At 70.3% G+C, this 25,381-nt stretch carries 19 protein-coding genes, 1 tRNA gene and 4 pseudogenes; 10 read left to right on the forward strand and 14 right to left on the reverse strand.

Annotation, left to right across the window (positions count from 1 at the left end):
- Positions 1-111: 111 nt before the first annotated feature.
- The 4 genes from DNK56_RS17700 to DNK56_RS17715 form a co-directional block, all read right to left on the reverse strand.
- On the reverse strand, positions 112-1,626 hold the full coding sequence (locus tag DNK56_RS17700) for an NUDIX domain-containing protein (RefSeq protein WP_111335170.1): 1,515 nt from the start codon (positions 1,624-1,626) through the stop codon (positions 112-114).
- A gap of 212 nt (positions 1,627-1,838) precedes the next feature.
- Complete coding sequence (locus tag DNK56_RS17705) at positions 1,839-2,876, reverse strand: phosphotransferase enzyme family protein (protein ID WP_111335172.1); 1,038 nt, start codon at positions 2,874-2,876, stop codon at positions 1,839-1,841.
- A gap of 148 nt (positions 2,877-3,024) precedes the next feature.
- A complete protein-coding gene (locus DNK56_RS17710; protein WP_111335175.1) occupies positions 3,025-5,025 on the reverse strand; it encodes an ABC transporter ATP-binding protein in 2,001 nt (666 codons plus the stop codon).
- Between the two features lie 522 nt (positions 5,026-5,547).
- A complete protein-coding gene (locus tag DNK56_RS17715) occupies positions 5,548-6,036 on the reverse strand; it encodes an Imm21 family immunity protein (protein WP_241989972.1) in 489 nt (162 codons plus the stop codon).
- A gap of 533 nt (positions 6,037-6,569) precedes the next feature.
- On the opposite strand from DNK56_RS17715, the gene DNK56_RS17720 reads away from it, so the two are divergent.
- Together DNK56_RS17720 and DNK56_RS17725 are read left to right on the forward strand one after the other, a co-directional pair.
- The gene (locus tag DNK56_RS17720) at positions 6,570-7,250 is read left to right on the forward strand and encodes an HAD family hydrolase (protein WP_111335181.1); all 681 of its coding nucleotides are present in this window, start codon (positions 6,570-6,572) and stop codon (positions 7,248-7,250) included.
- A 417-nt stretch (positions 7,251-7,667) separates the two neighbouring features.
- On the forward strand, positions 7,668-8,456 hold the full coding sequence (locus DNK56_RS17725; protein WP_111335184.1) for an acyl-CoA thioester hydrolase/BAAT C-terminal domain-containing protein: 789 nt from the start codon (positions 7,668-7,670) through the stop codon (positions 8,454-8,456).
- Here the strand turns inward: DNK56_RS17725 and DNK56_RS17730 are convergent.
- Together DNK56_RS17730 and DNK56_RS34735 are read right to left on the reverse strand one after the other, a co-directional pair.
- A pseudogene (locus DNK56_RS17730) lies at positions 8,390-9,381 on the reverse strand (IS5 family transposase). The gene DNK56_RS17725 and the pseudogene DNK56_RS17730 overlap by 67 nt on opposite strands.
- 815 nt (positions 9,382-10,196) lie before the next feature.
- Positions 10,197-10,538, reverse strand: a complete 342-nt coding sequence (locus DNK56_RS34735; protein ID WP_146610461.1) for a hypothetical protein — start codon at positions 10,536-10,538, stop codon at positions 10,197-10,199.
- A 6-nt stretch (positions 10,539-10,544) separates the two neighbouring features.
- Here DNK56_RS34735 and DNK56_RS17740 point away from each other — a divergent pair, with 6 nt between their 5' ends.
- The gene (locus DNK56_RS17740; protein WP_111335190.1) at positions 10,545-10,853 is read left to right on the forward strand and encodes an ArsR/SmtB family transcription factor; all 309 of its coding nucleotides are present in this window, start codon (positions 10,545-10,547) and stop codon (positions 10,851-10,853) included.
- Positions 10,850-11,968 carry an ACR3 family arsenite efflux transporter gene (arsB, locus tag DNK56_RS17745; RefSeq protein ID WP_111335192.1) on the forward strand — a complete coding sequence of 373 codons (1,119 nt, stop codon included), beginning with the start codon at positions 10,850-10,852 and terminating at the stop codon, positions 11,966-11,968. Before DNK56_RS17740 ends, arsB begins: the two co-directional genes overlap by 4 nt.
- 108 nt (positions 11,969-12,076) lie before the next feature.
- Here arsB and DNK56_RS17750 read toward each other — a convergent pair.
- Positions 12,077-12,471: pseudogene (locus DNK56_RS17750) on the reverse strand (GNAT family N-acetyltransferase).
- Between the two features lie 101 nt (positions 12,472-12,572).
- On the opposite strand from DNK56_RS17750, the gene DNK56_RS17755 reads away from it, so the two are divergent.
- A tRNA-Ala gene (locus DNK56_RS17755) sits at positions 12,573-12,646 on the forward strand.
- Between the two features lie 173 nt (positions 12,647-12,819).
- On the opposite strand, the gene DNK56_RS17760 is transcribed toward DNK56_RS17755, so the two are convergent.
- On the reverse strand, positions 12,820-13,407 hold the full coding sequence (locus tag DNK56_RS17760; RefSeq protein ID WP_111335195.1) for a TetR/AcrR family transcriptional regulator: 588 nt from the start codon (positions 13,405-13,407) through the stop codon (positions 12,820-12,822).
- A gap of 116 nt (positions 13,408-13,523) precedes the next feature.
- Here DNK56_RS17760 and DNK56_RS36020 point away from each other — a divergent pair.
- From DNK56_RS36020 to DNK56_RS17775, 4 genes and pseudogenes are all read left to right on the forward strand, one after another.
- Positions 13,524-13,937, forward strand: a pseudogene (locus DNK56_RS36020) (class I SAM-dependent methyltransferase); the annotation flags it as partial.
- A gap of 139 nt (positions 13,938-14,076) precedes the next feature.
- The gene (locus DNK56_RS36025; protein WP_241989975.1) at positions 14,077-14,376 is read left to right on the forward strand and encodes a hypothetical protein; all 300 of its coding nucleotides are present in this window, start codon (positions 14,077-14,079) and stop codon (positions 14,374-14,376) included.
- Positions 14,377-14,597: 221 nt separating this feature from the next.
- Positions 14,598-15,353, forward strand: a complete 756-nt coding sequence (locus DNK56_RS17770; RefSeq protein ID WP_111335198.1) for an SDR family NAD(P)-dependent oxidoreductase — start codon at positions 14,598-14,600, stop codon at positions 15,351-15,353.
- 92 nt (positions 15,354-15,445) lie between these two features.
- Positions 15,446-16,291, forward strand: coding sequence for a helix-turn-helix transcriptional regulator (locus DNK56_RS17775; RefSeq protein WP_111335200.1), 846 nt, complete (start codon positions 15,446-15,448; stop codon positions 16,289-16,291).
- 20 nt (positions 16,292-16,311) lie between these two features.
- On the opposite strand, the gene DNK56_RS17780 is transcribed toward DNK56_RS17775, so the two are convergent.
- From DNK56_RS17780 to DNK56_RS17805, 6 genes and pseudogenes are all read right to left on the reverse strand, one after another.
- Entirely contained in the window at positions 16,312-18,138 is a 1,827-nt protein-coding gene (locus DNK56_RS17780; RefSeq protein ID WP_111335203.1) for a vWA domain-containing protein, read from the reverse strand.
- Complete coding sequence (locus DNK56_RS17785; protein ID WP_111335205.1) at positions 18,135-19,196, reverse strand: ATP-binding protein; 1,062 nt, start codon at positions 19,194-19,196, stop codon at positions 18,135-18,137. The genes DNK56_RS17780 and DNK56_RS17785 overlap by 4 nt, the downstream gene beginning before the upstream one ends.
- 385 nt (positions 19,197-19,581) lie before the next feature.
- Positions 19,582-20,537: pseudogene (locus DNK56_RS17790) on the reverse strand (MerR family transcriptional regulator).
- Between the two features lie 77 nt (positions 20,538-20,614).
- Positions 20,615-22,039, reverse strand: coding sequence for a hypothetical protein (locus DNK56_RS17795; protein WP_241989922.1), 1,425 nt, complete (start codon positions 22,037-22,039; stop codon positions 20,615-20,617).
- Between the two features lie 119 nt (positions 22,040-22,158).
- Positions 22,159-22,683 (reverse strand): GNAT family N-acetyltransferase, encoded by a 525-nt coding sequence (locus DNK56_RS17800; RefSeq protein ID WP_111335208.1) that lies wholly within the window; start codon positions 22,681-22,683, stop codon positions 22,159-22,161.
- A 71-nt stretch (positions 22,684-22,754) separates the two neighbouring features.
- Entirely contained in the window at positions 22,755-23,663 is a 909-nt protein-coding gene (locus DNK56_RS17805) for a TetR/AcrR family transcriptional regulator C-terminal domain-containing protein (RefSeq protein ID WP_111335973.1), read from the reverse strand.
- A 115-nt stretch (positions 23,664-23,778) separates the two neighbouring features.
- Here DNK56_RS17805 and DNK56_RS17810 point away from each other — a divergent pair, with 115 nt between their 5' ends.
- Positions 23,779-25,338 carry an MFS transporter gene (locus DNK56_RS17810; protein WP_111335211.1) on the forward strand — a complete coding sequence of 520 codons (1,560 nt, stop codon included), beginning with the start codon at positions 23,779-23,781 and terminating at the stop codon, positions 25,336-25,338.
- Positions 25,339-25,381 lie beyond the last annotated feature (43 nt).

Genomic DNA, 25,381 nt, shown 5'->3' on the forward strand with positions numbered 1-25,381 from the left:
TCGACGCTGCGTGCATGACGGTCGGACAGCGGCCTTCCGGCGCCTGCGGCAGACGGCCCCGCGCGCCGCGCGAAGGGGCGGCGCCGAGGGCGCCGACCGTCGCGAAGCCGCTCAGCGCTCCCACCCCAGCTCGCTGTAGGAGCGGCCCGCCCGGATGCCCTCGATCGCGACACGGGTGTAGGGGACGATCGGCTCCGGCAGATCCTTCGCGTCCCACCACTCCCAGGCGAGACACCGGTCGGGTTCGCGTACCTCGGGCGTGCCCTCCCAGTGACGGGGGCGGAAGAAGAGCTGGATTCTGGGCCGGGCACCGGGCCGGTCCACCGTGTGCACGGTGTGGACGAGTTCGAGATCGGCCGGATCGATGACGAGCCCGGCCTCCTCGAACGCCTCGCGGGCCAGACCGGCGGTCGCCGCCTCCGCCTCCAGGTGTCCGGCCAGCGTGTGCCACAGTTCGCCCGCGTACGCCGAGTCCGGATGCCGCAGCCCCAGCAGGACTCTGCCCTCGTGTTCCAGGTAGAGGTGGACGCCGACGACGTGCAGCACGGTCCCGGCCGGAGCCCCGCCGGGCACGGGACGCTGCTGTCCCCCGAGGGGGTGTTCGGCCGCGTGCCGGCGGATCAGATCTCCGAGTCCGGGGCTGAGCCGGAGCCGGTCGAGGGCGTCGACGGCGAACCACTTCAGCAGGACGCCTTCGCGGAGGTCCACCGCCTCCGGGTCCCCGTTCCAGAAACCCTCGAAGACCTGGAGGGACACCGCCAGGCCGTCGACGCCGGTGGCCTCCTCCACGGCGTACGGCGTCAAACCGACCGGTCGCAGGCCGGGCGCTTCCTCGGCGAGCTCACGGCGTAACGTCGCTTCCAGACTGGAGTCTCCCGGTTCACGTCCACCACCGAGCAGGGCGAGCGTCCACGGCTCCCAGATGCCGTCCCGGTCATCGCGCAGATGGAGCAGGTACCGGCCGACTCCGTCGTGGATCAAGGCGCCGGCGTTGACGGGCTCGGGCTGTCCGTCGAGGCCGTGAGTCTCGGCGTCCAGGAGTTTGGCCCGCAGCGTGGGGGAGCGTACATCGGCGAACGGGAGCCACCGGGCGTCGGCGGATTCCGCGTTCCGCAGTGCCGGTGCCGGTGCCGGTGTCGGCGTCGGTGGCTGCGCGGCCGCGAGGTAGAAGACGAAGCGGAAATCGACGTGCCGGTGGGCGGGTTCGCCATTGGCCGCATTGGCCGCATTGGCCGCATTGGCCGGATCGGGGCCGATGTCGTGCAGCTCCACGTCGATCGGCGCGTCGAGGAACTGGGGGGTCAGGCAGAGATCGCCGGGACGGATACCGGCCCCTTCGCACACTTCCCGCAGGGCTGTGTCAAGCAGTGTACGGTCGCCCGCCTCCACATGACCGCCCGGCGTGACGAGCAGTCCAGTCGCGGGGTGGCGGATGTGCAGCACGCGGCGCTCGCGGTCGATGACCACCGCGCTGCAGGTGACGTGCGTGGGCAGCGTGGCGCGACTGGACGGCTCGCCGGGAGCGTCGAGCAGGGCGAACAGGCCGTTCAACGCGTCGAGTTCCCCGGTATGCCGGGCGAGATAGGTCTCGGCGGTCGCGCGGATGTGGGAGCGGGAAGGCGGCATGTGATCACCTCGGGAAGTACGGGGCAGGGCCTGGGCGTGGTGCGGGACGAGCGGCATGCATCGTGGCGTACGGGACGGGCCCGAGTCTGGGCTTACGGGAATCCTTCCGGCGAGCGGTCGTGCCATGTGTCCCCCGGTGGCGCGGGTCCGGGCCCAGCCATGTGTGCGCGGCTCGCGGACGTGCCGGCCGGCCGCCGGGGGAGGGGGAGGAGTCAGCGGAGGCGGTCACGCAGCACCTCCTCGGCCTCCGTCAGGCGGTCGCGCAACTCGTTCATGGCCGCATGCCGGTTGCGGGCGTACGCCTCAAGTTCCGGGGTGAGTCCGTCCGGGGCGTCGACGGCCTCGGACAGGGGATACGCCGAGCAGGCCAGGTACCCGACGGCGATCCGGGGTACGGCAAGCAGCTCGTCGGCGGGCAGCTCCGGGTTGGCCGCCCGGTAGGCAACGATCGCCTCGGCCAGGCCGGTGGGCCAGTCCGGTGCTGCGAGGACCGTGCGCGGATCGAGAGCGATCCGTCCGAGTTCCCAGGCGGGGCTACGGTGGCCGGGCGGCCGGAAGTCGATCAGTGCCGCAACCTTCTGCCCGCGCAGGAGGAGATTGGGCGAGGCGAGATCGCCGTGGACGGTCTGCACGGTCAAGGAAGCCGGTAGCTCCCCGACCATGGCGGCCACGGCAGGTAAGGCGTCGAGCCGCTGTGCGGCGATCTCCCGCGCCCAGGCGGGAAACCCCGACACGAGCCGATTTCTGGTGAGGCGGGCGAGCAGCCGTTCCAGGCGCTGCCGAGCCCGCTGCACATCGCAGACCTCCCGGGCCGGCACCCGGCGCGGAGGCCCAGCCGGGTGCCGGGCCAGGGTCCGGTGAAGACGTCCGACCATCCCGCCCACCGCAGCCCAACGGTCGCCGCGCAGACCGCCCTCCGCCGTCTCCGCGTTCTCGACGAACGCCGCGACCGACACCGCCGTCCCGTCGACGGCCGCGATCAGACCCCCGTCCAGGGCCCGCCGTACCACCGGCACCGGAATACGGCCGCGCCGCGCGAACTGGCCGAGCTCCAACGCCCGCCGCTCCGCAGCCAGATCGGTGCCCGCCGGGTAGCCCTTCACGAACCACCGGCCGCCCTCGCCGTCCCGGGCCACGAAATTGCGGGTCGCGGTACCCGCAGGGCCCGCGTCGACCGCGGTCGGGATGATCCCGTAGCACAGCGGCAAGATCCTCGCCACGACCCTCACGTCCGGCTCGGCGTTGCTCATCGCCGTACCCCCGACCGGCCGTTCGGCCGAACCGGACGAACCGGCCGGCAGCCGAGGCCGAGTGCCGCGAAGGGCTGCGCCCCGCCCGGCGCCGGGTCCGCCCCGATCCTGCGGCGTGGAGCACCGTGCCGGTGTACGGGGTCGGGCATCACGCCGCCTCCCCTGCCTCGGCGCGGTAGCCGTCGGCCTGGAGGGTGAACATGGCGGCGTACTCGCCACCGAGGTCCATCAACTCCTGGTGCGTGCCGCTCTCGATGATGCGGCCGCCGTCGAAGACGAAGATGCGGTCGCAGGCGACGACGCTGGCCAGACGATGCGAGATCAACACCGTGATCCGATCGGGGCGCGGGTTGTCCCGCAGGACCGCCTCGTACACGGCGTGCTCGGCCCGGGGGTCCATGCTCGCGGTTGGTTCGTCCAGCAGCAGGACCGGGGCGTCCTTGTACAGGCCGCGCGCGACGGCGACCTTCGCCCACTGGCCGCCGGACAGTTCCTGCCCGCCGCGGAACCGCTTGGACAGCAGCGCCTCCCACCGGCCGGGAAGTCCGGCGATGACCTGCTCGGCGCCGGAGGCCCGCGCGGCGTCCAGTGCCCGTTGCGGGTCGGCCCGGGTGAGGGTGCCTCGGGAGACCGTCAGGTTGGCCAGCGCGCTGAACGGGAAGCGCACCGGGTCCTGGAGCACGCAGCCCACCCGGGCCTGCAACGACTCGGCATCCATGTCGAGCACGTTCACGCCGTCCCAGCGGACCGCGCCCCCGTCCTGGGGCTCGTACAGTCCTGCGAGCAGACGGGCACAGGTGGACTTGCCGGAGCCGTTGACGCCGACGAACGCCACCGTCTGACCAGCGTGCAAGCTCATGGAGATGCCGTTGAGCGCCGGGGTGTCCTTGCCCGGATAGGTGAAGGACACGTCGTCCAGGGTGATGGTCTGCACCGCCTCCGGCGCGGGCAGCCCGCTGTGCCGTGGTTGGAGGGTGCGGCAGCGTTCCTGGAAGGCGAGGAGGTCGTCCACCCACATGGCGTGCTCGTAGACCAGGTGCGATACGTCGACGAGCCGGGTCAGCGAGGACTGGGCCGTCTGGATGGCGAGGACCGCGCCCGCGCCGGCGGCCAGGGGCAGCCAGCCCGCGATCAGCATGGCGCCGAGCGCCGTGTAGGTGATCCCGGTGCCGATGCCGCCGACTGCCCGCCCCACCAGGGTCAGCCCGGCCGAGCTCACGCCCAGGCGGGTGTCTTCCTCAGCGATCCGGCTCGTCAGCCGCCGGTGCTCCTCCAGCAGCGCACCCTGGGCCGTATCGGAGCGGAGCTCGGCGGCGGCATCCCTCTCCAGCAGCAGCCAGGAGAAGACCCGCACCCTGCGCTGCAAGGTGTTCCACCGCTTGAAACTGTGGAAACGGGCCCGAGCGGTACGAACGGCGGCGGCGCCGACCGGTAGCACGGACAGCAGGAGCAGAGGCAGCAGGGCAGGGTGGAGGACACCCAGAACACCGGCGGTGCCCACGAGCCCGAGCAGCGCCGCAGCCAGGGACACGACCTGCCCCACGATCTGCCGGGCGTAGAACAGGCCGCGGTCGTTGGCCCGGTATGCCTCGTCGTGCCAGTCCGCGTCGTCGACGACCTCCAGCCGCACATGGGCGGTCAGCGTGAGGAACTCGCACTCCAACGCGGTCCGGATCTTCGGCGTCACCCTGGCCTGCGCGACGGCCACGCCCGCCTCCAGGAGCGCCCGCGCGGACAGCAGGCCCACCACGACGAGGAGTTGAGGGACGGCCGACCGTACCCGGTCCGGCGTCGGCCCCTCGGCGAACAGCTCACGCAGGACCGCGACCGACGCCATGAGCCCGAACGCCGTCATCGCGGCCGACGCCAGCTGCAGAATCACCACCGCGAGCGTCGCGGACCGGTCCGCGGCCCAGGCCAGCCGGCCGATCTGCCGGACGATCCGTGGCAGCCGCGCGAGGATCTGCCCCACCGTCGCCTGGGACGCGGCGCCGTCGTACACGGACCAGTACGCCTCCTCCAGACCGTCGGCGACGTCACCGTCATGAGGGCCGCCCGGCACGGTGGCGGGCGGCAGCGGAAGTTCCGCACCGCGCGGTGCGGGGACCGTACCCCGCTGGACGCCGTCTGCATCACCGCCGCCGCTCATGCCCCCCACCCCGTTTCCGGTCGTGCGGCGCTGCGCGCGTCGATGTCGGACGGCCGGGCCCTGCGGGCGGGGGAGGCGAGCGGGGGCCGCCTCCGCTGTTCGAATGCGGGGCGAGGGAGAGGTGCGGACGCGGTGTTCATGGTGTGTCCTCCGTCCGGGTGGATGGGTGGTACTGGTGCTCTAATAACGCGCCGAATTCGAAGCCGTAACGGCCTCGAATGGGCGAACATCTCGCACATAATTGCGATTACGCCCTCTTGGGTAAGGGCCGCCTGCCTGGTCGCTTTTGAACTCACACGTTCGAGTGGTTGGGACGAGTCGCGGCGAAGGCCCCGCCGTGGACGCCCGCATGGCATGGGAGCTGTTCGGGGACGAAGGTCCCCCATCAGGGAGGTCACGTTGAACGACGACGGAGGCTACCGAGCTACCGAGCGATCGCGTGCACCACGCGCTGCTCGTCCTCGCCTTTCAGCGCAACCTTGCACGCCGCGACAGACCGCACCCGGCCGAAGCGCCGCCCGTTCAGGATTCGACGGGCAGGAGCTGGACCAGGCCGACCCAGTTCTCCTCGTCCACCTCGGCCTGCGCAGCGCGGACCCTCCAGTGGCCGGCGGGCAGCGGAACCGATGCCTCGGAGGGCATCCCGCCGCCGGGGTACTCGACGCCCAGGTCGGAACCCGCTTCGGCTGAGTCCATGAGGACTGCCGGCCCGTCCGAGACCCAGGTGCCGCACTCCTCCCACATCGTGGCCGGATCTGCGAGGACGAGGTCCGCCGCAGTTCGCAGCCCGGCCTCGGAGTCGGCAGCGAGCCACCGCAGGAACACGCGGTGCCGGGGCAGGTAACAACTGGTCGCCGGCTCGTCAGCCAGCACCAGGGCCTGCGCCCCGTTCTCGCCGATGGGAATCACACCCGCCAGATCGTCCACCGCGCATGCCCGGTCGTAGTCGTCCGGTGCGGTGGCGTCGCCCGCCACCGAGCCACTCTCCGTGCACCCGCCCCAGCAGGTCAGGGCCGAGAGCTTGTCTTCCCCGGCCCCCGCACCTGAGCGGACACCGCGGCCTGCACCACGCGCTGAACTGGTCGAACTGGCGCCGCCGACGCCAAGCAGTCGCCCGCCGCTGTCACTACCAGCGGCGTTGTCGCACGATCGAGGGGCGGTCCCCGTAAGACCGCCCCTGCACGACCGACATACCGCTACACTCCCGCCACCCGGCGAAAGACCAGGTCAGACACCAAAATCCTGCTGGAGTACTAGCTCCTCACCCAGCATGGTAGGCGCAGCGAAGTGCAGGACGGCTGAGGCCGCAGTAGCGAGCGGCTCACACCCTGGCCTTTGACCACTGAGAGAACCGCTGGTGAGCAGGCGTTCTGGACGGACCCGAACGACGCCGACGGCAGCTGCTGCCACGTACAACCCGACGTCGCCCGAAGATGATCGCGCCCAGTACTTCCCGGTCGCCGCGCCGATGCCGGACCACCGCCCTGACCGGCTGGTCGCTTCAGGGTCGACCAAAGGAAGCCCGCTGAGCCAGACTGAGCCGAATGGCGACACGCCCCTCTCCGCAGGATGACCTTCGCGCTGTTCTCTTCGACTCCGGCGGTGTGCTGATGCAGCCGATCGGTAGCCGATGGAACCCACGAGCGGACTTCGAGCAGACCGTCCTTGCCCATGTGCCTTCTATCGCGCCGGAACAGTTCGTGGCAGCCATCGCCGCGGGCGACCGCTGCCTCGCTTCCTCGTTCCCCGAGCCTGAACCCGACGAGTACCACCGGCTGATGCTCCGGCACATGGGGGTGGACCCGACCCCGGAACTCCTCAGCGACTTGCGCCGCGAGGTGCCGCCGGCCACGCTCTTGGAGCTCTACCCGGATGTCGCGGACACCCTGGAGGAGCTCCGCCGCCGGGGAGTGCGGATGGCGGTGGTGTCGGATGCCTGGCCCAATCTGCCTGACCTTCACGCAGGGTTAGGGATCAGACGGTTCTTCGAGGCGTATGCGATTTCTGCGGTGCTCGGTTGCAACAAGCCGGATCCACGCATGTACCACCATGCCAGCACCACGCTGGATCTCCGGCCCGCGCAATGTCTGTTCGTCGATGACGATCCAGATCTGGTCGACGCCGCGATCGGACTCGGTTACGCGGGGCGCGCAATCTGCAGGGGAGCGCTCACGACGGAGACACCGTCCATCGCGTCCCTGACAGAGCTGCTGGACCTCTTCTGACACGGGTGCGACGGTCTGCCTGCCGCGTATCTGGACCACCGACGTAGAAGCCCCTGCGGCCCAGATTCTTCTTGCACGTGGCGTCATCTACTACCCGGCTTCGCCCCTCGAAGTTGATGGCCCTCCGTGCGCTTCCTGTCGTAGTAGACCTTTGATGCCGAGCAGAGCAGTGCGATGAACTGGGCTGATAAATACATGGCCGGTTGAAGGCCGCGATGGTGGTCCCATACCGTGCAGACTGATGGCGACGCTCGTGTTGATGTTGACGGCCCGCAGGACGTCGTCCGATGTCGCCGGAGCGACATCCGGTTCATGCTGAGTCGGAGCGTATGCATGGGGTCGCTCCGCCGCGCTGGTCGATGGTGAGACCTACCGTCGCCTGGTGGCAGAATCCTCCGGAACGTTCTACGGGGGACCATGGACATCATCAAGCAGGAAATCGCCGGACCCGTCGAGGGCGTGCTGGTGAGGCCAGCCGCAGGAGGTCGGATCGGGGTGCTCGTTCTGCACGGCTCCTACGGCCCCGGCGCCGAGCAGCGATGCCGATCGCTCGCGCGTAGCGGGTTGGTGGCCTTGGGGCTCCGCTGGTACGGCGGCGAGGGTCAGCCGCCTGGAATCTGCGAGATCCCGATCGAGACGTTCACGCACGCCCTGGATCTTCTGCACTCCCAAGGCATCGAGCGTCTTGGCGTGCTCGGCCTGTCCAAGGGAGCCGAGGCCGCGCTGTGGCTGTCCGTCCTCGACCAGCGTATCGACGCCGTCGTCGCACTGTCGCCGACCTCAGTGACATGGCCAAACCTGGGCCCCGGCACGGACGGTCGGAGTCGGCCCTGGCGCTCGTCATGGACCTGGCGCGGAGAGCCGCTCCCGTTCGTGCCGCTGGACGAGGCATGGAAGCCGGAAGCACACGACGAGGACGGACTGGTGTCCCTTCGTGGCTGGTACGAGCGCAGTCGCGAGCTCTACCCCGAGCAGTATGAAACTGCGGCCATCCCCGTGGAGAGCACCGCAGCCGAGCTTGTCCTGGTAGCCGGCGGAGACGATCGGACCTGGCCCTGCCTGCCCGCCGCACGGGCGCTGAGGGACCGCCGGGCTGCGGTTGGGTTGCCCACGGTACTAGGGCGCGTATTTGGTCGTGATCAAGCGGCTCTGGTGAGGTCCTTGATCCAGATCATCGCGCCACGAAGGTGGAGGCCGGCGAGGTAGCTCTCCGGGGTCTTGTCATAGCGTGTGGCGATGCCCCGCCATGCCTTCAGCTTGTTGATCAGGCGCTCGACGGTGTTCCGGTCCTTGTAGAGTTCGGCATCATGGCTGACGGGCCTGCCGCCCTTGCCGCCCTTCTTCCTGCGGCTGGCGGCTTGGTCGATTTTCTCCGGGATGACGGCCTTGATGTGGCGTTTGCGCAGGTGGTTGCGGTTTCCCCTGGACGAGTAGGCCTTATCCCCGGCGACCGCGTCGGGCCGGGTGCGAGGGCGTCCGACCGGTCCGGGGACCCGGACCTTCCGCAGCACGGTGATGAACTGCGGGCTGTCGGCGGCCTGGCCCTCGGTCAGGACGAACGCCACGGGGCGGCACCTGCGCTCCCCGGCGACGTGGACCTTGCTGGTCTGCCCGCCTCTGGAGCGTCCGAGCAGGGCGGCTTTCAAACGGAGCTTTCGGCGGCGTCGGATGCGTCGCCGTTCTTCCCGTCCCGGGTCGTCCTGCCCGTCCTGTTCCTGCGGGCCGCCCCCTTTTGCCGGGCCTTCTCCGCTTCGTCAGCGGCTTTCTCCAGGGCCGCCATGGCATCGGGCTCCAGGTGCATCCCGGCGGCGTCATGGTGGGCCCGGACGGTGGTGGAGTCCACGCTGACCAGGGACAAGTCCACCTCGCCCCGCTTGGCGGCTTCCGCGATCGCGCCCTCCAGCAGGGCTTCGAAGACGCCGGCGTCCCTCCACTGCCGGAAACGGTTGTGGACGGCCGACCAGGAACCGAACTCCCGGGGAATCTCGCGCCACTGGCTGCCGGTCCTGAAGTGCCAGATCACGCCCTCGAACTGCTGGCGCAGCCGTTCGGGGTAGGGGCCGTACTCGCCGATCGGCAAGTACGGCTCGATGAACTCCCACTCACTGTCGGTCAGTTGCACACGGGTCACGCACCACGGTCTACCGGATCAGGGGCAACCACGAGGGCGAAACCCGCAAATTGATCACGACCGAATACGCGCCCTAAGGGCTGTCCCGTAATCCCCGGCGGGCGCACGACGACAGCTACGGCACCTCGCTGCGTTGTCGGAACGTCCGAATACGTCCAGTATGCGAACGCCCCTCCGCCTTGCGATGCACCGCATCTGACGCCGCGCGCTGATCCACCGGGGATTACGGGACAGCCCTTAGTCGAACGGTGCGCTGCCGGCCACCGTCCCCGCCTTCCAGGTGAAGGACCAGCCACTCCGTCGACGCATCTGCGCTACGGGGGGACCGACGCCGACGACGCAGCGCTGGGGGCCGCCGCCTGGCCGCACATCTTGCATGCCCTGCACGGCGCCAGCCCGCTCCGCTGACACCGGTTGACGCTTCTCGATAGCCCGTGCGGGCCCACGGCGATCTCGCCGCTTCCGGCCGCTGCTGGACACTGCAGCTCGTCTCGCCGGAACCGAGGTCACCAATGCCGCACTCCGCACCCAGCGCGAGCACGCCGACTACCTCCTACGCCGCCGCGCCCACTGCATCGCCATCGCCAAGGTCCACCAGAAGAAGCCGTGCAGGCAGATGATGTCCCTGCCTTGGACGGACAACCCGCTCCTGGGCCGGACTCGTGACATCGGAAACGGCCGCGCCGAGATCCGGTGTACACAAGGTCGCCGCAGTGGAGCATCCGTGCCTCACCGGTTCCCAGCAGGCCGTGCAGATCGAGCGCCACCCGATCGACCGTGAGGCGGGCAGGAGGGCCCTCCCGCTGTCTATGCCGTCACCAGCCTGACCATCGATCAGCGACGCGCCCGCCCGATGTGCGCAAACGGTCCGCGACCACCGGAAGATCGAGGCCCTGCACGACGTCCGCGATACGGGCTTCACTGAGGAGGCCTGCCAGTTTTGAACCGGCAACGTATCCCGAGTTGATGCTGGCCTCGGTCATCGCGGCGGCGGCCATCTGAGAGCGGTCCGCGTTGTGGACGCAGATGGGCAGTACGGACGGCTTCGCCTCGGGGCTCTGGAGGCGTGAAGGACGTTTCCTCCTGACTCGCGGCGGCTGCGCGTCAACCATCACATCAGTATCTGCTGGTGTCAGCAGATACTGATGTGAAATCATCAGCGCATGCTGACTTCAGTCGACGCTGATGTGATCCGGGCGCTGGGTGACCCGCTCCGGATGCGGATCGTGACCTTGCTGGCGCACGAGACGCTGTGCACCACGCACCTGGTGGAGGAGACCCGGGCCCGGCAGACCAACCTGTCGAATCACATGAAGGTGTTGCGTGAGGCCGGGCTGGTGGAGACCGAGCCGTGCGGCCGCTTCACCTATTACAAGCTCAAGCCCGACGTCCTGGCCGGGCTCTCCGAGCAGTTCGCCGAACTCGCCGCGTCCGCCCGTGCCGCCGCCGAGAACAAGAGGGCCTGCTCATGACCGCCACCGAGCCCACCACCGCTCGCGCCGCGAGCGCTGACGGGGCCGGGGACGATTCGATCGTCAGAAGGCTCTCCACGCTCGACCGCTACCTCGCGGTGTGGATTCTGCTTGCCATGGCCGCTGGCCTGGGGCTCGGCCGACTCGTCCCCGGCCTTGACGACGTGCTGGTGAAGGTGGAGATCGGCGGAGTCTCGCTGCCGATCGCGCTCGGCCTACTGGTCATGATGTATCCGGTGCTGGCGAAGGTCCGCTACGACCGGTTCGACCGCGTGACCGGCGACAAGAAACTCATGGTTTCGTCGCTGGTCATCAACTGGCTCGTGGGACCTGCGGTCATGTTCGCGCTGGCGTGGATCTTTCTGCCGGACCTGCCCGAGTACCGCACCGGCCTGATCATCGTGGGCCTTGCCCGGTGCATCGCCATGGTCATCATCTGGAACGACCTGGCCTGCGGCGACCGCGAGGCCGCCGCCGTTCTCGTCGCATTGAACTCCGTCTTCCAGGTCCTGGCGTTCGGCCTGCTCGGCTGGCTGTATCTCGACCTCCTGCCCGGCTGGCTCGGCCTCGGTGACGGCGAGCATCTCGACATCTCCATGGGGAAGATCGCACTGAACGTCGTCATCTTCCTCGGCATTCCACTTGCCGCCGGGTTCCTCACTCGCCGTCTGGGCGAGAGGAGACTCGGCCGCGCCGACTACGAGGCCAGGTTCCTTCCGAAGGTCGGTCCGTGGGCGCTGTACGGGCTGCTGTTCACGATCGTCATCCTCTTCGCCCTCCAGGGCAGGACCATCACCTCCCAGCCGCTGGACGTCGCCCGGATGGCGCTACCGCTGCTGGCCTACTTCGCCCTGATGTTCTTCGGGACCTTCCTCCTGGGCAAGGGGCTGGGCCTGGCCTACGACCGCACCGCAACCCTCGCCTTCACCGCTGCGGGCAACAACTTCGAGCTGGCCATCGCGGTCGCCATCGCCACCTTCGGCGTCACCTCCGGCCAGGCCCTGTCCGGGGTTGTCGGCCCCCTCATCGAAGTGCCGGTGCTGATCGGCCTGGTCTACGTCGCACTCGCCTGGCGCAAGAGGTTCACCGACAACGCGACGACGCCGGCCCCGTGAGACAACCGACCCATGGTGTGGCCGCCCCCGACCGGACGACTGCCGGCGGCGCGGGTGGAGTTGCGCAGCCGTACACCCGGCCCCGGCCCCCAAGGCGGGAGGCCGAGGTCACAGGGCGAGCAGTCCTGCAGCCGTCTCTCTGAATCCGCAGGCATCGAAGTAGAACGATCGCAAGTGCCCTTCGAAGTCGACATGCAGCCACTCGCACCCCGCGGCGCGGCACCCCTGAGCAGCCGCCTTGACCAGCGCGGCTCCCACCCCGTTCGCACGATTGGACTGAGCTACGACCGTGTCCAGGACAAACGCATGGACACCGCCGTCCCAGGCGAGTTGACGAAGCCGACCAAACGATCACCTTCCCGGGCGCAGACCCAGCCGAGGCTGTGACGTTGAAGCCTTGCACGCCAGTCGGTCTGCTCGACTGGATGACCGAACCCTTCGGCATGCAGCTGGTTGACCGCTGAGTTGTCGACGTCGCCCCGCCACTCATACGTGATCGTCATGGCCCCGAACCTAACGATCACCAGAGCCGGACCCGAGGACCGGGCGCCCATCTAAATGTCGGAGCGGTGGGCGCGAGTGAGTCGTATGATCGTGGCGGGATGGGGCTCGTAGCGCAGCGGTTGTCGCGCCCTCACGGCATGTGGGAGGACACCGGTTCGAATCCGGTCAGCCCCATCCCGCCTTGGCTCGCCCAGACTCTTCACCGCAACCGCGTACGGACCCGTCACCGGCTTCGGCCGCAGCTGTCGGCTCCCTGCTCCGCGTCCCGGAAGATGCCGGCGGCACGGCTCACTCCTGCCCCCTGGTACGCCGCCGCCAGACGCAACAGGGGGCTTGTCGGCAGGGCCTCAGCGTGGGAGGAGTGCGGCCAGCAGCCGTTCTACGGTCGCCGTACTGTCGGTGGTTTGTTCAGGGCTGCCGGTCATCAGCAAGTGGTGGGTTGTGCCGACGAGGGCGAGCGCGATGGTGGCGGCGTCGCTGTCGGCGGGAATCCGGCCGGCGTGCTGTTCCGCCTGGAGGTACGAAGCGACGGCGTGCTGGATCGCGTCGAAGGCGGGCGCGCCGGACTGGAGGCCGTCGCGGGTGTGCGCCGCGGCCGCTGGGCGGGTGATCGCCAGGCCCACCACCGCGGGCGGAAGAGAGTCCAGCAGAGCCCCGACAACGTCCTGGAGGTTCTCCGCGACCGTGGCGTGGCCCACTTTGGCCTCCAGGGCCTGGGCCTGGCGGGCACTGCGGGCGAAGCGGTCCAGGACCAGTTCGGCGACGAACCCGTCCAGGCCGGCGAAATGCGTGTGCAGCACGCCCTTGGCGCAGCCCGCCTCCGCGGTGATCGCGCGGCTGGTCAACGCGGCGGCACCATCGCGGGCCGCCACCCGTTCCGCCGCCGCGAACAGCCGCTCGCGCAGATCCGGAATCGCTACTCCACGAGGTGACACAACTTCCCCTGTCGTCCTGGTCGTTGCAAGTATGGGCGGACGCCCATACTATTTTGGGCACTTGCCCATTCTAGGGCCGGGACGCCTCGTCGCGCCCGGCGGGAGGGAGCGCAACCATGGCGCAGTTCGCCAACACCGCGCAGGCCGAGGCATGGAACGGATACGAGGGCGCGCAGTGGGCCCGCAGCCAGGAGCGGTGGGACGCCGTCAACGACGGCTTCAACCAGCCACTTCTGGACGCTGCGGGCATCCTCGAGTCCGACACCGTGCTGGACGTCGGCTGCGGAGCCGGCCGTACGACCCGCCTCGCCGCTCGTCATGCCGTACGCGGCCGGGCGCTCGGCCTGGACCTGTCGGAACCGATGCTGAACAAGGCTCGGGAGAGCGCCGTACGCGAAGGAGTGGCGAACGCGGACTTCGTGCAGGGCGACGCGCAGGTCCACCCCCTGGGGAACGGAACGTTCGACGCGATCATCAGCCGGTACGGCATGACCTTCTTCACCGACCCGGCCGCCGCATTCGCCAACTTGCACCGCGCACTGCGCCCCGGCGGCCGGCTGGCGTTCATCTGTGCGGCCGAGCCAGAGGGCAACGAGTGGTTCGCCGCCCTGGCCCCGCTCAAGGACATCCTGCCGCTCGGCGGGTTCGGGAAGGCCGGCGCCCCCCGGCATGTTCTCCCTCACCGACCCCGGTCACATTCAGGATCTGCTCGCCGCCGCCGGGTTCCAGAAGGTGCAGGTGCAGCACATTCGAGTGGCGGGGAAGTGGGGAGCCGACACCGAGGACGCCACAGCGTTCATGCTGGACTCCGGCCCCGTACGCCACCTGCTCGACCAGGCAACGCCGGCCTCGCGGACGGCGGCGCGGCAGGCACTGACAGCCGCCCTGCACCCCTACGAGACGGACAGCGGGGTGTGGCTGCACAGCAGCTCCTGGCTGGTCACCGCCATTCATCCGGCACACGACTGAGCCACTGGCTGCCGGCAGATGTGGTCTCAGCGGCCGTGCCCCTGCCCGGGGCCGGCACGCTCACGCTACGGCCACCGCCCGGCGGGACGGATGCTGAAAGGGGGACTCGCGATCCCTGGACAACCGCGGCCTTCATCCGGCCCCGGGCCCGCGCGATCGTTGAGTGGAAGGCGGCGACGGACCGGCCGGTCCGCCCGCACCTCGAACCCGACGGAGCCATCATGACCCGCATCGCCCTGATCACCGGCGCCAACCGGGGCCTCGGCCGCAGCACCGCCCTGCACCTCGCCGAGTCCGGCACCGACCTGATCCTCACCTACCGCTCGCACGCCGACGAGGCCGAGGCCGTCGTGGAGGAGGCCAGGAAACTGGGCCGTACGGCAATCGCCCTGCGACTGGACACCGGGGACACCGCCGCGATCCCCGCCTTCACCGCCGAGGTGCGTCAGGCCCTGGCCCGGGAATGGGGCCGCGACGACCTCGACATCCTCGTCAACAACGCCGGACACGGAGTACACGCGTCGTTCGCGGAGACCACCGAGGAGCAGTTCGACGGGCTGATGGACGTTCACGTCAAGGGCGTCTTCTTCCTCACCCAGGCCCTGCTGCCCCTGATCAAGGACGGCGGCCGCATCCTCAACGTCTCCACCGGCCTGACCCGCTTCATCGCCGCCCAGACCGCCGCGTACGCCGCGGCCAAGGGCGCCGTGGAAATCCTCACCCGCTACCTCGCCAAGGAACTGGGACCGCGCGGCATCGCGGTCAACGCCCTCGCGCCGGGGGCCACCGGCACCGACTTCGGCGGTGGCGGCGTCCGCGACGACCACGACATGCGCGCCATGCTGAGCGGTGTCACCGCGATGGGCCGCCCCGGCGAACCCGACGACATCGGCACCGCCGCTGCCGCGCTGCTCGCCGAGGGCACGTCCTGGGTCACCGGGCAGCGCATCGAGGCATCGGGCGGCATGCTGCTCTGAAGGGACCCGGGCCGCCCGGACCGGCGACCCGTGCACCCTCCACCCACCGGCCCCGGACATCAGGCACCGGAACCACGAGGGAGACTGGAACCGTGGACCGAGCACAACTCGCGGACTTCCTCCGCACCCGCCGCGAAGCCCTGCAACCGGAGGACGTGGGACTGCCCCGCGGGCCGCGCCGCCGCACCCGCGGCCTGCGCCGGGAGGAGGCAGCGGCGCTGAGCGGCATGTCGACCGACTACTACAGCCGGCTGGAGCAACAGCGCGGCCCGCAGCCGTCCGAGCCGATGCTCGCCGCCATCGCCCGCGGCCTGCGCCTCTCGCTCGCCGAACGCGACCACCTGTTCCGCATCGCCGGACACAACACTCCGTCCCGCCCCGGGAACCTGCGCTCCGACCACATCACGCCCGGCCTGATGCGCATCCTGGGACGGCTGGACGACACTCCGGCGCAGGTCGTCAGCGATGTGGCGGAAACGCTCGCCCAGACACCGGCGGCCATCGCGCTCCTCGGTGACCAGACACAGTTCACCGGGCCTGAACGCAGCCTCACCTACCGCTGGTTCACCGACCCCACCGCCCGGCTGCTGTACCCGGAGCAGGACCACCCGCTGCACAGCCGCTTCTTCGCATCCGGCCTGCGCGCCGCCTACTCACGGCAGGGGACAGGGGGCCGCGCCGAGCACCTGCGCGACCTCCTGCTGGAACGCAGCCCGGAGTTCGCCACCCTGTGGAGCGCGCACGAGATCGACGTACCAAGGGTGGACCCCAAACTCGTACGCCACCCCGAGCTGGGCGTCCTCACCCTCCAGTGCCAGGTCCTCCTGGACCCGGAGCAGAACCAGACACTGCTGGTGTACACCGCGACCCCGGGTTCGCCGGACGACGAGAAACTGCGGCTGCTACCGGTACTCGGGGCACGTACGGCAGGCACCTGACGGCCTCGGCCCCACTCCACCTAGGTCAGCCGGAACACCGGGCCGCGCGGGGTGAACGGCAGCGACGCGCCTTGCGGTATCAGGTAGGCGTGCTCACGGCGAATCCGCAGGACGTCGCACCAGCCGTCGGTGATGACGAGGACGGGCGCGGTCGGCGGGAAGTCGTCCGCCCGCTGCAACAGATCGATACCGGGCTGGAGTTCGGTACCCCCGCGGCCACGTATCCGCACCCGGCCGGCGATCTCGGCGGGCGGCAGGTAGCCGGCGTCGTAGGGGGCGGCGTCGCAGAAGACCACGCGTGCCGCGGGCACGTCCCGGGCTGCGGCGTACGAGGCGATGGCACCGAGAGCCTTGCCGAGCAGGGTGCTGTTCATCGAGCCGGAGGTGTCCAGCACGACGCCGAACGTGCAGCGGGCCGTCTCCTGGGGCGGGAAGTACCGGCCGGCGCGCGGGATGCCGGGCGTCGCGGCCTGCCGCCGTGCCGGACGCGCGTACGAGCGTACGGGCTCCGGCCGGGGAACGTACTCGTCGAACCAGCGGGCCAGCCGCGCGTCCCACGGCACGGGCGGGTGCGACAGGGCGCGGATCTCCTCGATCAGCCCTGCGGGCAGGAGGCCGCGCCGCCCGTACTGGTGCAGGTCGAAACCCTGCACCAGACCGCGCCGGTAGAACTCGTCCAGGTCGGTGTACGGCCGGGCACCCGCATGCGGCAGCGGCTCGCCGAGGATGTCCCCGGCACCCTTGCCCCGCAGGGTCGCAAGCCTGCGGTGGCGGCGCAGATCGTGCGCGATGCGGTCGTACACCTCCTCGGCGGACAGGCCCCGCAGGCCCGGGTCGTACAGCAGCCCCTCGGGCATGTCGCCGACGCGCATCTGGACCAGCCAGTCGTTGACGACGTAGTCGGCGGCCACGTTGAAGAGAAACGGGTCGCGGCCTCCACGGCGTTCGCCGTGCCGCAGCGCGGCGTGCAGCATCTCGTGCGCGAGGACGAAGCGCCATTCCTCGTCGGTGAACGCGCGCAGAGGGTTGATGTAGATCTCGCCCGCGACCGGACTCACCGCCGCGATGGCGATGCCCTGCGACCGGGCCAGCTCGGCGTCGGCCACGATCTTCAAGCCCGCGGCGAGCCCGCCCAGCAGGGGATAGGAGGAGATGAACCAGTTCAGGGCACGGTCCCAGGGCCGCTGGGGTGCGAGCTCTCCGGTGGCCCGGTCGCGGCGGCCACCGGCCACATCCATCGCGGCGGACACGCTACGGGTCAGCGCGTGCGCGAAGGCGGTCTCCCAGTCCGGGACCGCGGAATTCCAGGAACTCCAGGTGGCGAGGACCTGGTCCGGGCGCTTGCCCGCCGTGCCGCAGTGTTCGTACGCGGCGGGAATGCCGTCGCGGCGCCACCGGGCGGCGAGCAGCTCCTCGTCGCCACCCGGGAACGACCCCGGCAGGGCGATGGGCGCCCGGCCCACCGGATGGCTCACCAGGAAGCGGTTGACGACCGTGCAGCGTGCCGCGACGTCGAAGCGGTCGGGCTGTTCGCGCGGTTCGTCCGCCGATGCGGGCACATGGCCGAAACCGAGGTGCAGCAGACAGTGGGCGAGCGCCCATGCCCACTCCGCCGGGTCGGCCCGTTTGGTGGGGTGTGCGTGGATGGTGCCGTTCGAGGTGACGGCGGCCAGCCCACCGGCCGGGGCCAGCGCGCACGCGTCCTGGCGGCACACCGACGCCTCCAGCGCCGCGAACGCCGGATTGCGCTTGACGAGGGCGAGCCCGGCGGCGAACGCCTCGGTGGCGGGGTCGGTCTTCTTCTGCCCGTCCCTGCCGCTGCCCCGGCGCCCGCCGGCCGCCGTCACCGTCGGGCCTCGACCAGCCGGGGCATGTCCCGCGCGGCTTCCACGAGGAACCACGCGGGCAGTACGGGCAGCCCGTCGGCGTCGTCCGCGATGACGGTCTGGGCGACCTCGACCGAGATCTCGGCGAGCCGCACGAGCAGCGACTTGGCCCGGTAGGCGGTCTGCCGCAGGGACGGCGAGACGTGCTCCTTCTGGCGCGGCAGCTCCTTGACCAGGTGCCCCCGGAACGCGTCGGCCAGGTAGTAGAGCAGGTCGCGGTCCTCGGGCCGCCCCGGCCAGGAGGCGTCGCCCTTGAGGATCGCATCGAGGCCGAAGGTGTGACGGACGATCTTCGCGTAGCCGCTGAACGAGACCGCGTGAGCGGGTGTCAGCGTGCCGTGCACGACGACCTTCAGCGTCTCCTCGTCGATCTCCGGCCCGAAGGAGTGCAGGGCGTCCGACAGCATGTGCCAGGACCGGGGGGTGGAGAACGGCTCCTCGGTCTTGGGCGGCTGCGACCACAGGTGGTCGGGCCGGTCGGTGAGGTAGTCCGTCACCCACGGGTGGACACCGTTCTCGGCCGCCCACACCAGCCAGTCCGCCGCCGAGGCCCGGAGGTGGACATGGGTGAGCCGGTTGACGAGCGCGGAGGCGATGGGCCGCGCCAGCGCGTTGTCCGTGGCACGGTTGCCGGCCCCGATGACGATCGAGCCGGCGGGCAGCTCGTAGGCACCGATGCGGCGGTCCAGGATCAGCGAGTAGAACGCCTTCTGCACATCGGGCGTCGCCGCGTTGAGCTCGTCGAGGAACAGGCAGTACGGCTCGTCACGGGCGATGGACTCGGGCGGACAGAACACGGACCGGCCGTCACGGATCTGCGGCACGCCGATGAGATCCTCCGGCGCGAGCTGGGTTCCGAGCAGGCTGACGCACTCCAACCCCAGGGACTCGGCGAACTTCCGTACGAGCGACGACTTGCCGATTCCGGGCGCACCCCACAGGAAGACGGGCCGCACGGTGGCGAGACCCAGCAGCAGTTCGGGGATCTGGGCGGGGGTGACGGTGACGGCGGCCTGCACGCGCAAACGTTCCTTCGGGATTCTCGGAGTCGCGAACCGCCAGTATGCGGAGGCACAAAGCCACGCGCAGCCCAATTAATCGCCTACTCCGCCGGGTCCACCTCATCGGGCTGCGTGTCCGACCGGGAGCCCGAACCCTCCGGCTGCGCCTTGGGTTTCGTGCCGGCCGTCTCCTCCATCCGCTCCAGCAGTTCGCCTACGGCGGGATGGTCCGGTGCCGCCGGGGCGGTAGCGCAGGAGCTGGCGGAACCGGTCGTGTGACCGACGAGAAGGTCGGCGCCGGCGGCGCGCCGGACGAGCGCGGCGACCGACCCGGCCCCACCGCCCCGACGACCTCTGCCGGACGCGGGGCCCTTCTCCTGGCGGCCGGCCGCCAGGCGCGGGACTACTCCACCGGGGACGGCTGCCCGGTATGGGCGCGCAACGCGTGCGTGAACCACGTGAACACCGGGGCCAGGCTGGGCGGGACGGGCCAGCCGTTGATGACGGCGAGCAGGCGCCAGTAGCGTTCCGCGCGGGGGTCGCCGGCCACCTCCAGGCGGGTCAGCAGCCAGCGGCGCAGTTCGGTGTCGTCGGCGCGCGGCCGAAGGTCTGGGCGTAGAGGACGGTGAGGGCGTCGATGACGGGTGCGGCCTCGGCCGAGGCCGGGTCGATGCCCGAGTCGAGCGCGCGGCCGACGCTGTCCCGGACCGCCTCGGTGAGCTCGTGGTGCAAGCCGGTGTGGTCGCCCCGGGCGCGCTCGTCCGCCTGGTACTGGGCCATGCGGCGTACGGCAGCGCGGAAGTCGGGGTCCTGGGCGAGCTCGGCGAGTTCCACCCATGCGTCGACCTGCTCGGGTTCGGGGTCGTCCGGCAGTTCGGGCATGGCCGCGCGCATCATGTCGACGAAGTCGGCGTTGGCGTCGAACCCACCGAACGTGTCGTCGATGAAGTCGGTGATCAGGCGTCGGCGTTCGTCGTCGGAAAGCTTCGCGAGCTTGTGCATGAGGTCCATCTCCTCGGGGCTGGAGCCACGTTTGGCCACCGCGCGCAGCACGGCGCGTCGCAGTCGCAGGGTGCGGATCTGCGCCTCCAGGGCATCGGCGTGCGCGGCCGCGACCTCGGGCACCGAGACCTCCCGGTCCAGCACCCGCCGGATGACGGCGAGGTCGAGTCCCAGGTCACGCAAGGTGCGCACCAGATCAAGACGCGTGAGCGCGCCGATGTCGTAGAGCCGGTAGCCGGCCGGGCTGCGGTCGGTCGGCGGCACGATCCCGGTGTCCGAGTAGAACCGGATGGTCTTGACCGTCAGCCCGGTCCGCCGGGCCAGGTCACCGATCGTGAAGAGCGTGTCGCCGTTCATGCCCTCACTCTCACGCCTCCCCCTACAGGAGACTCAAGCCACTCTCTCCGACCGTCCGCAGCCGCCCTGGAGCGGCCTCAGATGTCCAGCCCGGCTTCCCACAGACGTCGGCGCAGCACGTAGTCGCTGAAGAGATGGCGGCTCCGGCCGAGCAGTTCACCCACCTCCGGGTCGCCGCGCCGCCCGTCCGGGGACGGGCGCCAGCGCTGCACCGACTGCGCGGCCCAGGTGCGCAGCTTCACATCCGGGTCCTCGAACAGCCCGACCGCCGCCCGCAGCGCCACGATGCCACCGTGTGCGGCGAGCAGCCGGAACGCGCCGAGGCGGACGTGCCGCGGCCGCTCGGAGCCGGTGCGCTCCAGTAGCCAATCGGCGGGCAGTTCCTCGGCGGAGGGCAGCAGGGCGGCAACGGTCTCGCGGACGACCCCGGAGGCAGGGTCGTCGAGGAGCGGCCGCAACCGCTTCGCATCCGCGCAGTCCAGCGCCCGCAACCCTGCCACCGCCCGCGCCCGCACCCCGGCCTCGGGGTGCGCCAGCAGCGGCCACAGCAACCCGGCGTCCGCGCGGTCCCCGCACTCGGCCAGCCCGATCGCCGCACCGGGCGGCAACTCGGGGTCGTCGGCCACCGCGCACCGTTCCCGATACCAGGCCACCGGGTCACCACCCTGCTGTCGTACGACATACCGGGCGCAGGCACGCACAAGCGCGGAGCGGTCGCTGAGAAACGGCTCAGCCTGCTGAGGTGGTCGTCCTGCCCGCCTCAGCGCGGTGACGCCGGCCGAACGGACACGAGGGTTGCGTGCGGACAACAGCGAGGGCAGCACACCCTCGTAGTCTTCCTCATTCACCAGAGCGGTGAGCGCCGCTGTGGCACACAGGTCCTGGATCACGGTGTCCTGGTCCCCGGCGGCCACGCGGGCCAGCTCTGCGGGACGGAGCAGCTTGCCCTCGACGGCCAGCCGGTACGCGAACCGCCGGACGACGCGGTCGCGGTCAGCGAAGAGAACAGCGAGCTGACCGACGGCCGCCTGGCGCAGGATCTGACTGAGCAGATCCACGCCGAACGCACCTCTGTCGCGGCGGCCGACCCGAAGGATGAGCGACGCGAGGCCGAGGGAAGAACCCACATTCAAGGCCGCGCACAGCGACTGCCGCGCCTGCTCGCGCACCGGGCCGACCCAGTCGGCGCAACGGATCACGACCAACGGCAGCAGAGCGGGGTACCGCTCCGACTGACGTACCGCTTCCTGACGGATTCGGCCGTTGCGGTGGCAGAGGGCAAGCGCGAGCCCGGACTCGCCGACCTGGGTCAGGTCGGGGGGCAGCGGCGCGGCATGCTCCCAACCCGGCAGGGACTGCGGGCGGTACCAGGCCACCTCACGTACTCCCGCGTCCAACGCGAGCCAGTCGGCCGGGTCAGCGACATCCAGCGCGCTGCGAAGCGGCGCACCATCGGCGAGCCGCTGTGCTGCCGCCGCCCCACCCTCGACGTTCTCCAGCATGTCCGCCCCCTCCATCGGTCGTACCAGGTGATCGTACGGACTCGGCCCCTGGGCATCAGCCGCTGAGGCCCTCCGCAAACCTCCCGGGCCAACCCGAACGAAGCCTGCGCGCGGGGTTTCTACTCTCCTCCGCCCGGCAGGGACTTCTCGAAGAGCGTGAACGACTTGGGCCTGCCGCCGGGCTGCGGCTTGCCCTCCTTACGTCCCACAACCTGATAGCCGGCGCTGAGGTAGTACGCGTTCAGGGGCGCGTTGTCGGCCAGGCAGTCCAGACGGACCAGCGGCCGGCCGGTCTCGGCCACGCGGCGCTCGGCGACTCGTAGGAGCTGCCGCCCCGTCCCGGGCGGAGCGCTGCTGTGGTTCACCATCAGCCGGTGCACATAGCCGGCTGTCGACGGCTGCGGGCCCCAGGCGTCCTCGTCCTCCCACCACAGCTCCCAGGCCCCGACCACACGATCGGCCGACTCCGCGAGCCAAACCTCCCCATGCTCCATGACCCGGCGGAAGTGGTCCACGTCGAGCTCGCCGGGCAGCCACTGACCGGTGACCCCTCGGGCGAGCATCCAGCGGGCGGCGTCGTCGCGCAGACGTACGACGGCGGCGAGGTCGGTGTCGTCAGCGAGACGGAAGCGCGGAGCGTTCACGTCGCGATCTTCGCACGGGTGTCCTGCGGTTGAGTGTCCAAGCCCGGACCCCGGATGTAGGTGCCACGGATCTAGCCTCTGGATTGCTCGATGAGCGAGGCGACTCCGTCCAGCATCCGTGCGAGTCCGAACTCGAAGAGTGCGTCGAGTTCGAGGTCGAAATCCTCCTGGGCGAAGAGAGTGGACAAGATCGGATAGGACCCGGTGGTCTGGATCATTTCCATCCGCGCCTCGTTGGAGGCCATCCACTCCTCGGGCGTCATTCCCGTCTCCTGCCACGCCCGCGTCTCCAACTCGACGGCCGCCGCGATGCCTTGGGCATACCCGAGAAGAGCGAGGTGGGTGTGGATGACCTGGGTCGGCGTCAGCCCCACACCCTGCAGGGCGCTGAGGACCCGCTCGGCGTAGCGCATCGCGTGGGGCGAGGCCATCGGCCGGGTGAGAGCGGACATGGCTCGCGCCAACCAGGGGTGACGCCGGTACAGGCCCCACACCCACCGGATCTCCCTCTCCAGTTGTGCTCGCCAGCCGGGCGGCCGCACTCCCGGTGGCTCCCCGTTGAACACGGTCTCCGACATCAGCCGTACGAGTTCGCCCTTGCTCGACACATGGCGGTAGAGCGCCATGGTGGACACACCGAAATCGGTCGCGACCCGGCGCATGGAGAGTGCGGCGAGCCCTTCGGCGTCGACGAGGGCGATCGCGGCGCGGACGACGCGGTCCCGGTTCAGTCCGTGGCGGGGCGTCGGGGGCCGTTCCCGTCCCGACTCGGCCACCACGGTGCCGACACCAGGCACGGCCCGCACCAGACCCTCCTGGTTCAAGGTGGCGAGAGCCTTCGTCGCGGTCGCCATGGCGACGCCCCACTCCTGGGTGATGCCCCGTGTGGAGGGGACGCGCGCACCGGGGGCGAGTTCGCCCGAGGCGATGCGTCGACGGATGTCAGCAGCGATACGGAGGTAGGGCGGTTCCTCGGCCATGACCACACTGTACTAGTGCACCCACCGGGCATTCATCCCGCTCAATGCCGCGGAACATGGGGTGCACTAGGTCTGTGCTTGCGGCGTACGCAACGTTCTCGGTTCCCTGCCGGGCATGGAGAACACACCCCGCCACCGCGCGGGACGCAAGGAGTGGACCGCGCTCGCCGTCCTCATGCTGCCCCTGGCCCTCGTATCGATGGACGTCTCGGTCCTGTACTTCGCGATTCCCTACATCAGCCAGGACCTGCAACCCAGCGCCACACAGCAGTTGTGGATTCTCGACATGTACGGCTTCGTCCTCGCCGGGCTGCTCATTACGATGGGTGCGCTCGGCGACCGGATCGGCCGACGCTCGCTGGTGCTCGCGGGAGCGGCCCTGTTCGGAGCGGCCTCCGTCGCCGCCGCGTACGCGCACACGGCTGAACTGCTCATCGCCGTACGCGCGTTGCTGGGTGTCGGCGGCGCCGCCCTGATCCCTTCGACCCTCGCCCTGATCCGCAACCTCTTCCACGACGACAAGCAGCGCGGCAAGGCGGTGACCCTGTGGACTGCCGTCATGACCACCGGCATCTCACTGGGGCCCGTGGTCAGCGGCCTGTTGCTGGAACACTTCTGGTGGGGCTCCGTCTTCCTGATCAACCTGCCCGCGATGCTGCTGCTGTTCGTGCTGGTGCCGTTCCTGGTGCCTGAGTTCAAGTCACCGAAGGGCGAGCCCTTCGACCTGCTGAGCGCGTTGCTGTCACTGAGCGCTGTACTCCTGGTCACCTACGGGATCAAGGAATGGGCCAGGCACGGGTACGAGCCGGTGCCCGCCCTCGCCATCAGCTCGGGCCTGGTGCTCGGCTTCGTCTTCGTACGCCGACAGCAGCGCCTTCCGCATCCGCTGATCGACCTCGGTCTGCTCGGCCGGCGCACCTTCGGCGGCCCGGTGGTCGCCAACCTCCTCGCGATGTTCGCCACGGTCGGGATGGCCGTCTTCTTCACGCAGTACCTGCAGTCCGTCCTCGGCCTGAGCCCGTTCGACGCCGCGCTGTGGAGCCTGGTGCCGGCCGCCGGAGTCGCCATCATGGCCCCGGCCGCAGCCGCGCTCGCGCAGCGTATGGACCGCGCGTACGTCATGGGCGGCGGCTTCCTCCTCTCCGCTTGCGGGTTCCTCTGGCTGGCCCAGGTACGCACCGACTCGGCGCTCTCGTTCACCCTGGTCGGCGCGTCCGTGTACGCGGGCGGTCTGGTCGCCGCCATGACGCTCGCCAACGAACTCGCCCTCGGCGCGGCCCCGCCGGATCGCGCGGGATCAGCAGCGGCCGTGCTGGAGTCGGGCCAGGAACTCGGCGGAGCGCTGGGCATGGCGATCCTCGGAACCATCGGAGCGGCGGTCTACAGCCGGGACGTGGCCGGCGCGCTTCCCTCGGGAGTGCCGCAGGCCGAGGCCGTGCGGGAAACGCTGGGTGGTGCCACGGCCGCCGCGGCCCAACTGCCGTACGACACCTCGGAAGCCGTACTGGTGGCCGCGCGAGGCGCCTTCACACACGGGATGAGCATCGCGGCCGTCGGCGCGGCCGTCGTCATGGCCGGTGCCGGCCTCTTCTCGTTCACATGGCTGAGGGGTGCGGGCAGGACGAGGCGCCCGGCGGAGTCACCTGCCGACTCGCGGCCCGCGACACCTGCGTAGGCCCTGTGTAGGCCCTGTGTAGGCCCTGGGCAGGATCGCGCTC

Source organism: Streptomyces sp. AC1-42W, assembly GCF_003248355.1.
Classification (GTDB): domain Bacteria; phylum Actinomycetota; class Actinomycetes; order Streptomycetales; family Streptomycetaceae; genus Streptomyces.

Bases quoted from the DNA above. Each gene is read 5' to 3' on its own strand.
- DNK56_RS17705 (WP_111335172.1), bottom strand. From the start codon at position 2,876: ATGAGCAACGCCGAGCCGGACGTGAGGGTCGTGGCGAGGATCTTGCCG.
- DNK56_RS17710 (WP_111335175.1), bottom strand. From the start codon at position 5,025: ATGAGCGGCGGCGGTGATGCAGACGGCGTCCAGCGGGGTACGGTCCCC.
- DNK56_RS34735 (WP_146610461.1), bottom strand. From the start codon at position 10,538: ATGATTTCACATCAGTATCTGCTGACACCAGCAGATACTGATGTGATG.
- DNK56_RS17725 (WP_111335184.1), top strand. From the start codon at position 7,668: ATGGACATCATCAAGCAGGAAATCGCCGGACCCGTCGAGGGCGTGCTG.
- DNK56_RS17740 (WP_111335190.1), top strand. From the start codon at position 10,545: ATGCTGACTTCAGTCGACGCTGATGTGATCCGGGCGCTGGGTGACCCG.
- DNK56_RS17700 (WP_111335170.1), bottom strand. From the start codon at position 1,626: ATGCCGCCTTCCCGCTCCCACATCCGCGCGACCGCCGAGACCTATCTC.
- DNK56_RS17805 (WP_111335973.1), bottom strand. From the start codon at position 23,663: ATGGCCGAGGAACCGCCCTACCTCCGTATCGCTGCTGACATCCGTCGA.
- DNK56_RS17720 (WP_111335181.1), top strand. From the start codon at position 6,570: ATGGCGACACGCCCCTCTCCGCAGGATGACCTTCGCGCTGTTCTCTTC.
- DNK56_RS17795 (WP_241989922.1), bottom strand. From the start codon at position 22,039: ATGCTGGAGAACGTCGAGGGTGGGGCGGCGGCAGCACAGCGGCTCGCC.
- arsB (WP_111335192.1), top strand. From the start codon at position 10,850: ATGACCGCCACCGAGCCCACCACCGCTCGCGCCGCGAGCGCTGACGGG.
- DNK56_RS17810 (WP_111335211.1), top strand. From the start codon at position 23,779: ATGGAGAACACACCCCGCCACCGCGCGGGACGCAAGGAGTGGACCGCG.
- DNK56_RS36025 (WP_241989975.1), top strand. From the start codon at position 14,077: ATGTTCTCCCTCACCGACCCCGGTCACATTCAGGATCTGCTCGCCGCC.
- DNK56_RS17770 (WP_111335198.1), top strand. From the start codon at position 14,598: ATGACCCGCATCGCCCTGATCACCGGCGCCAACCGGGGCCTCGGCCGC.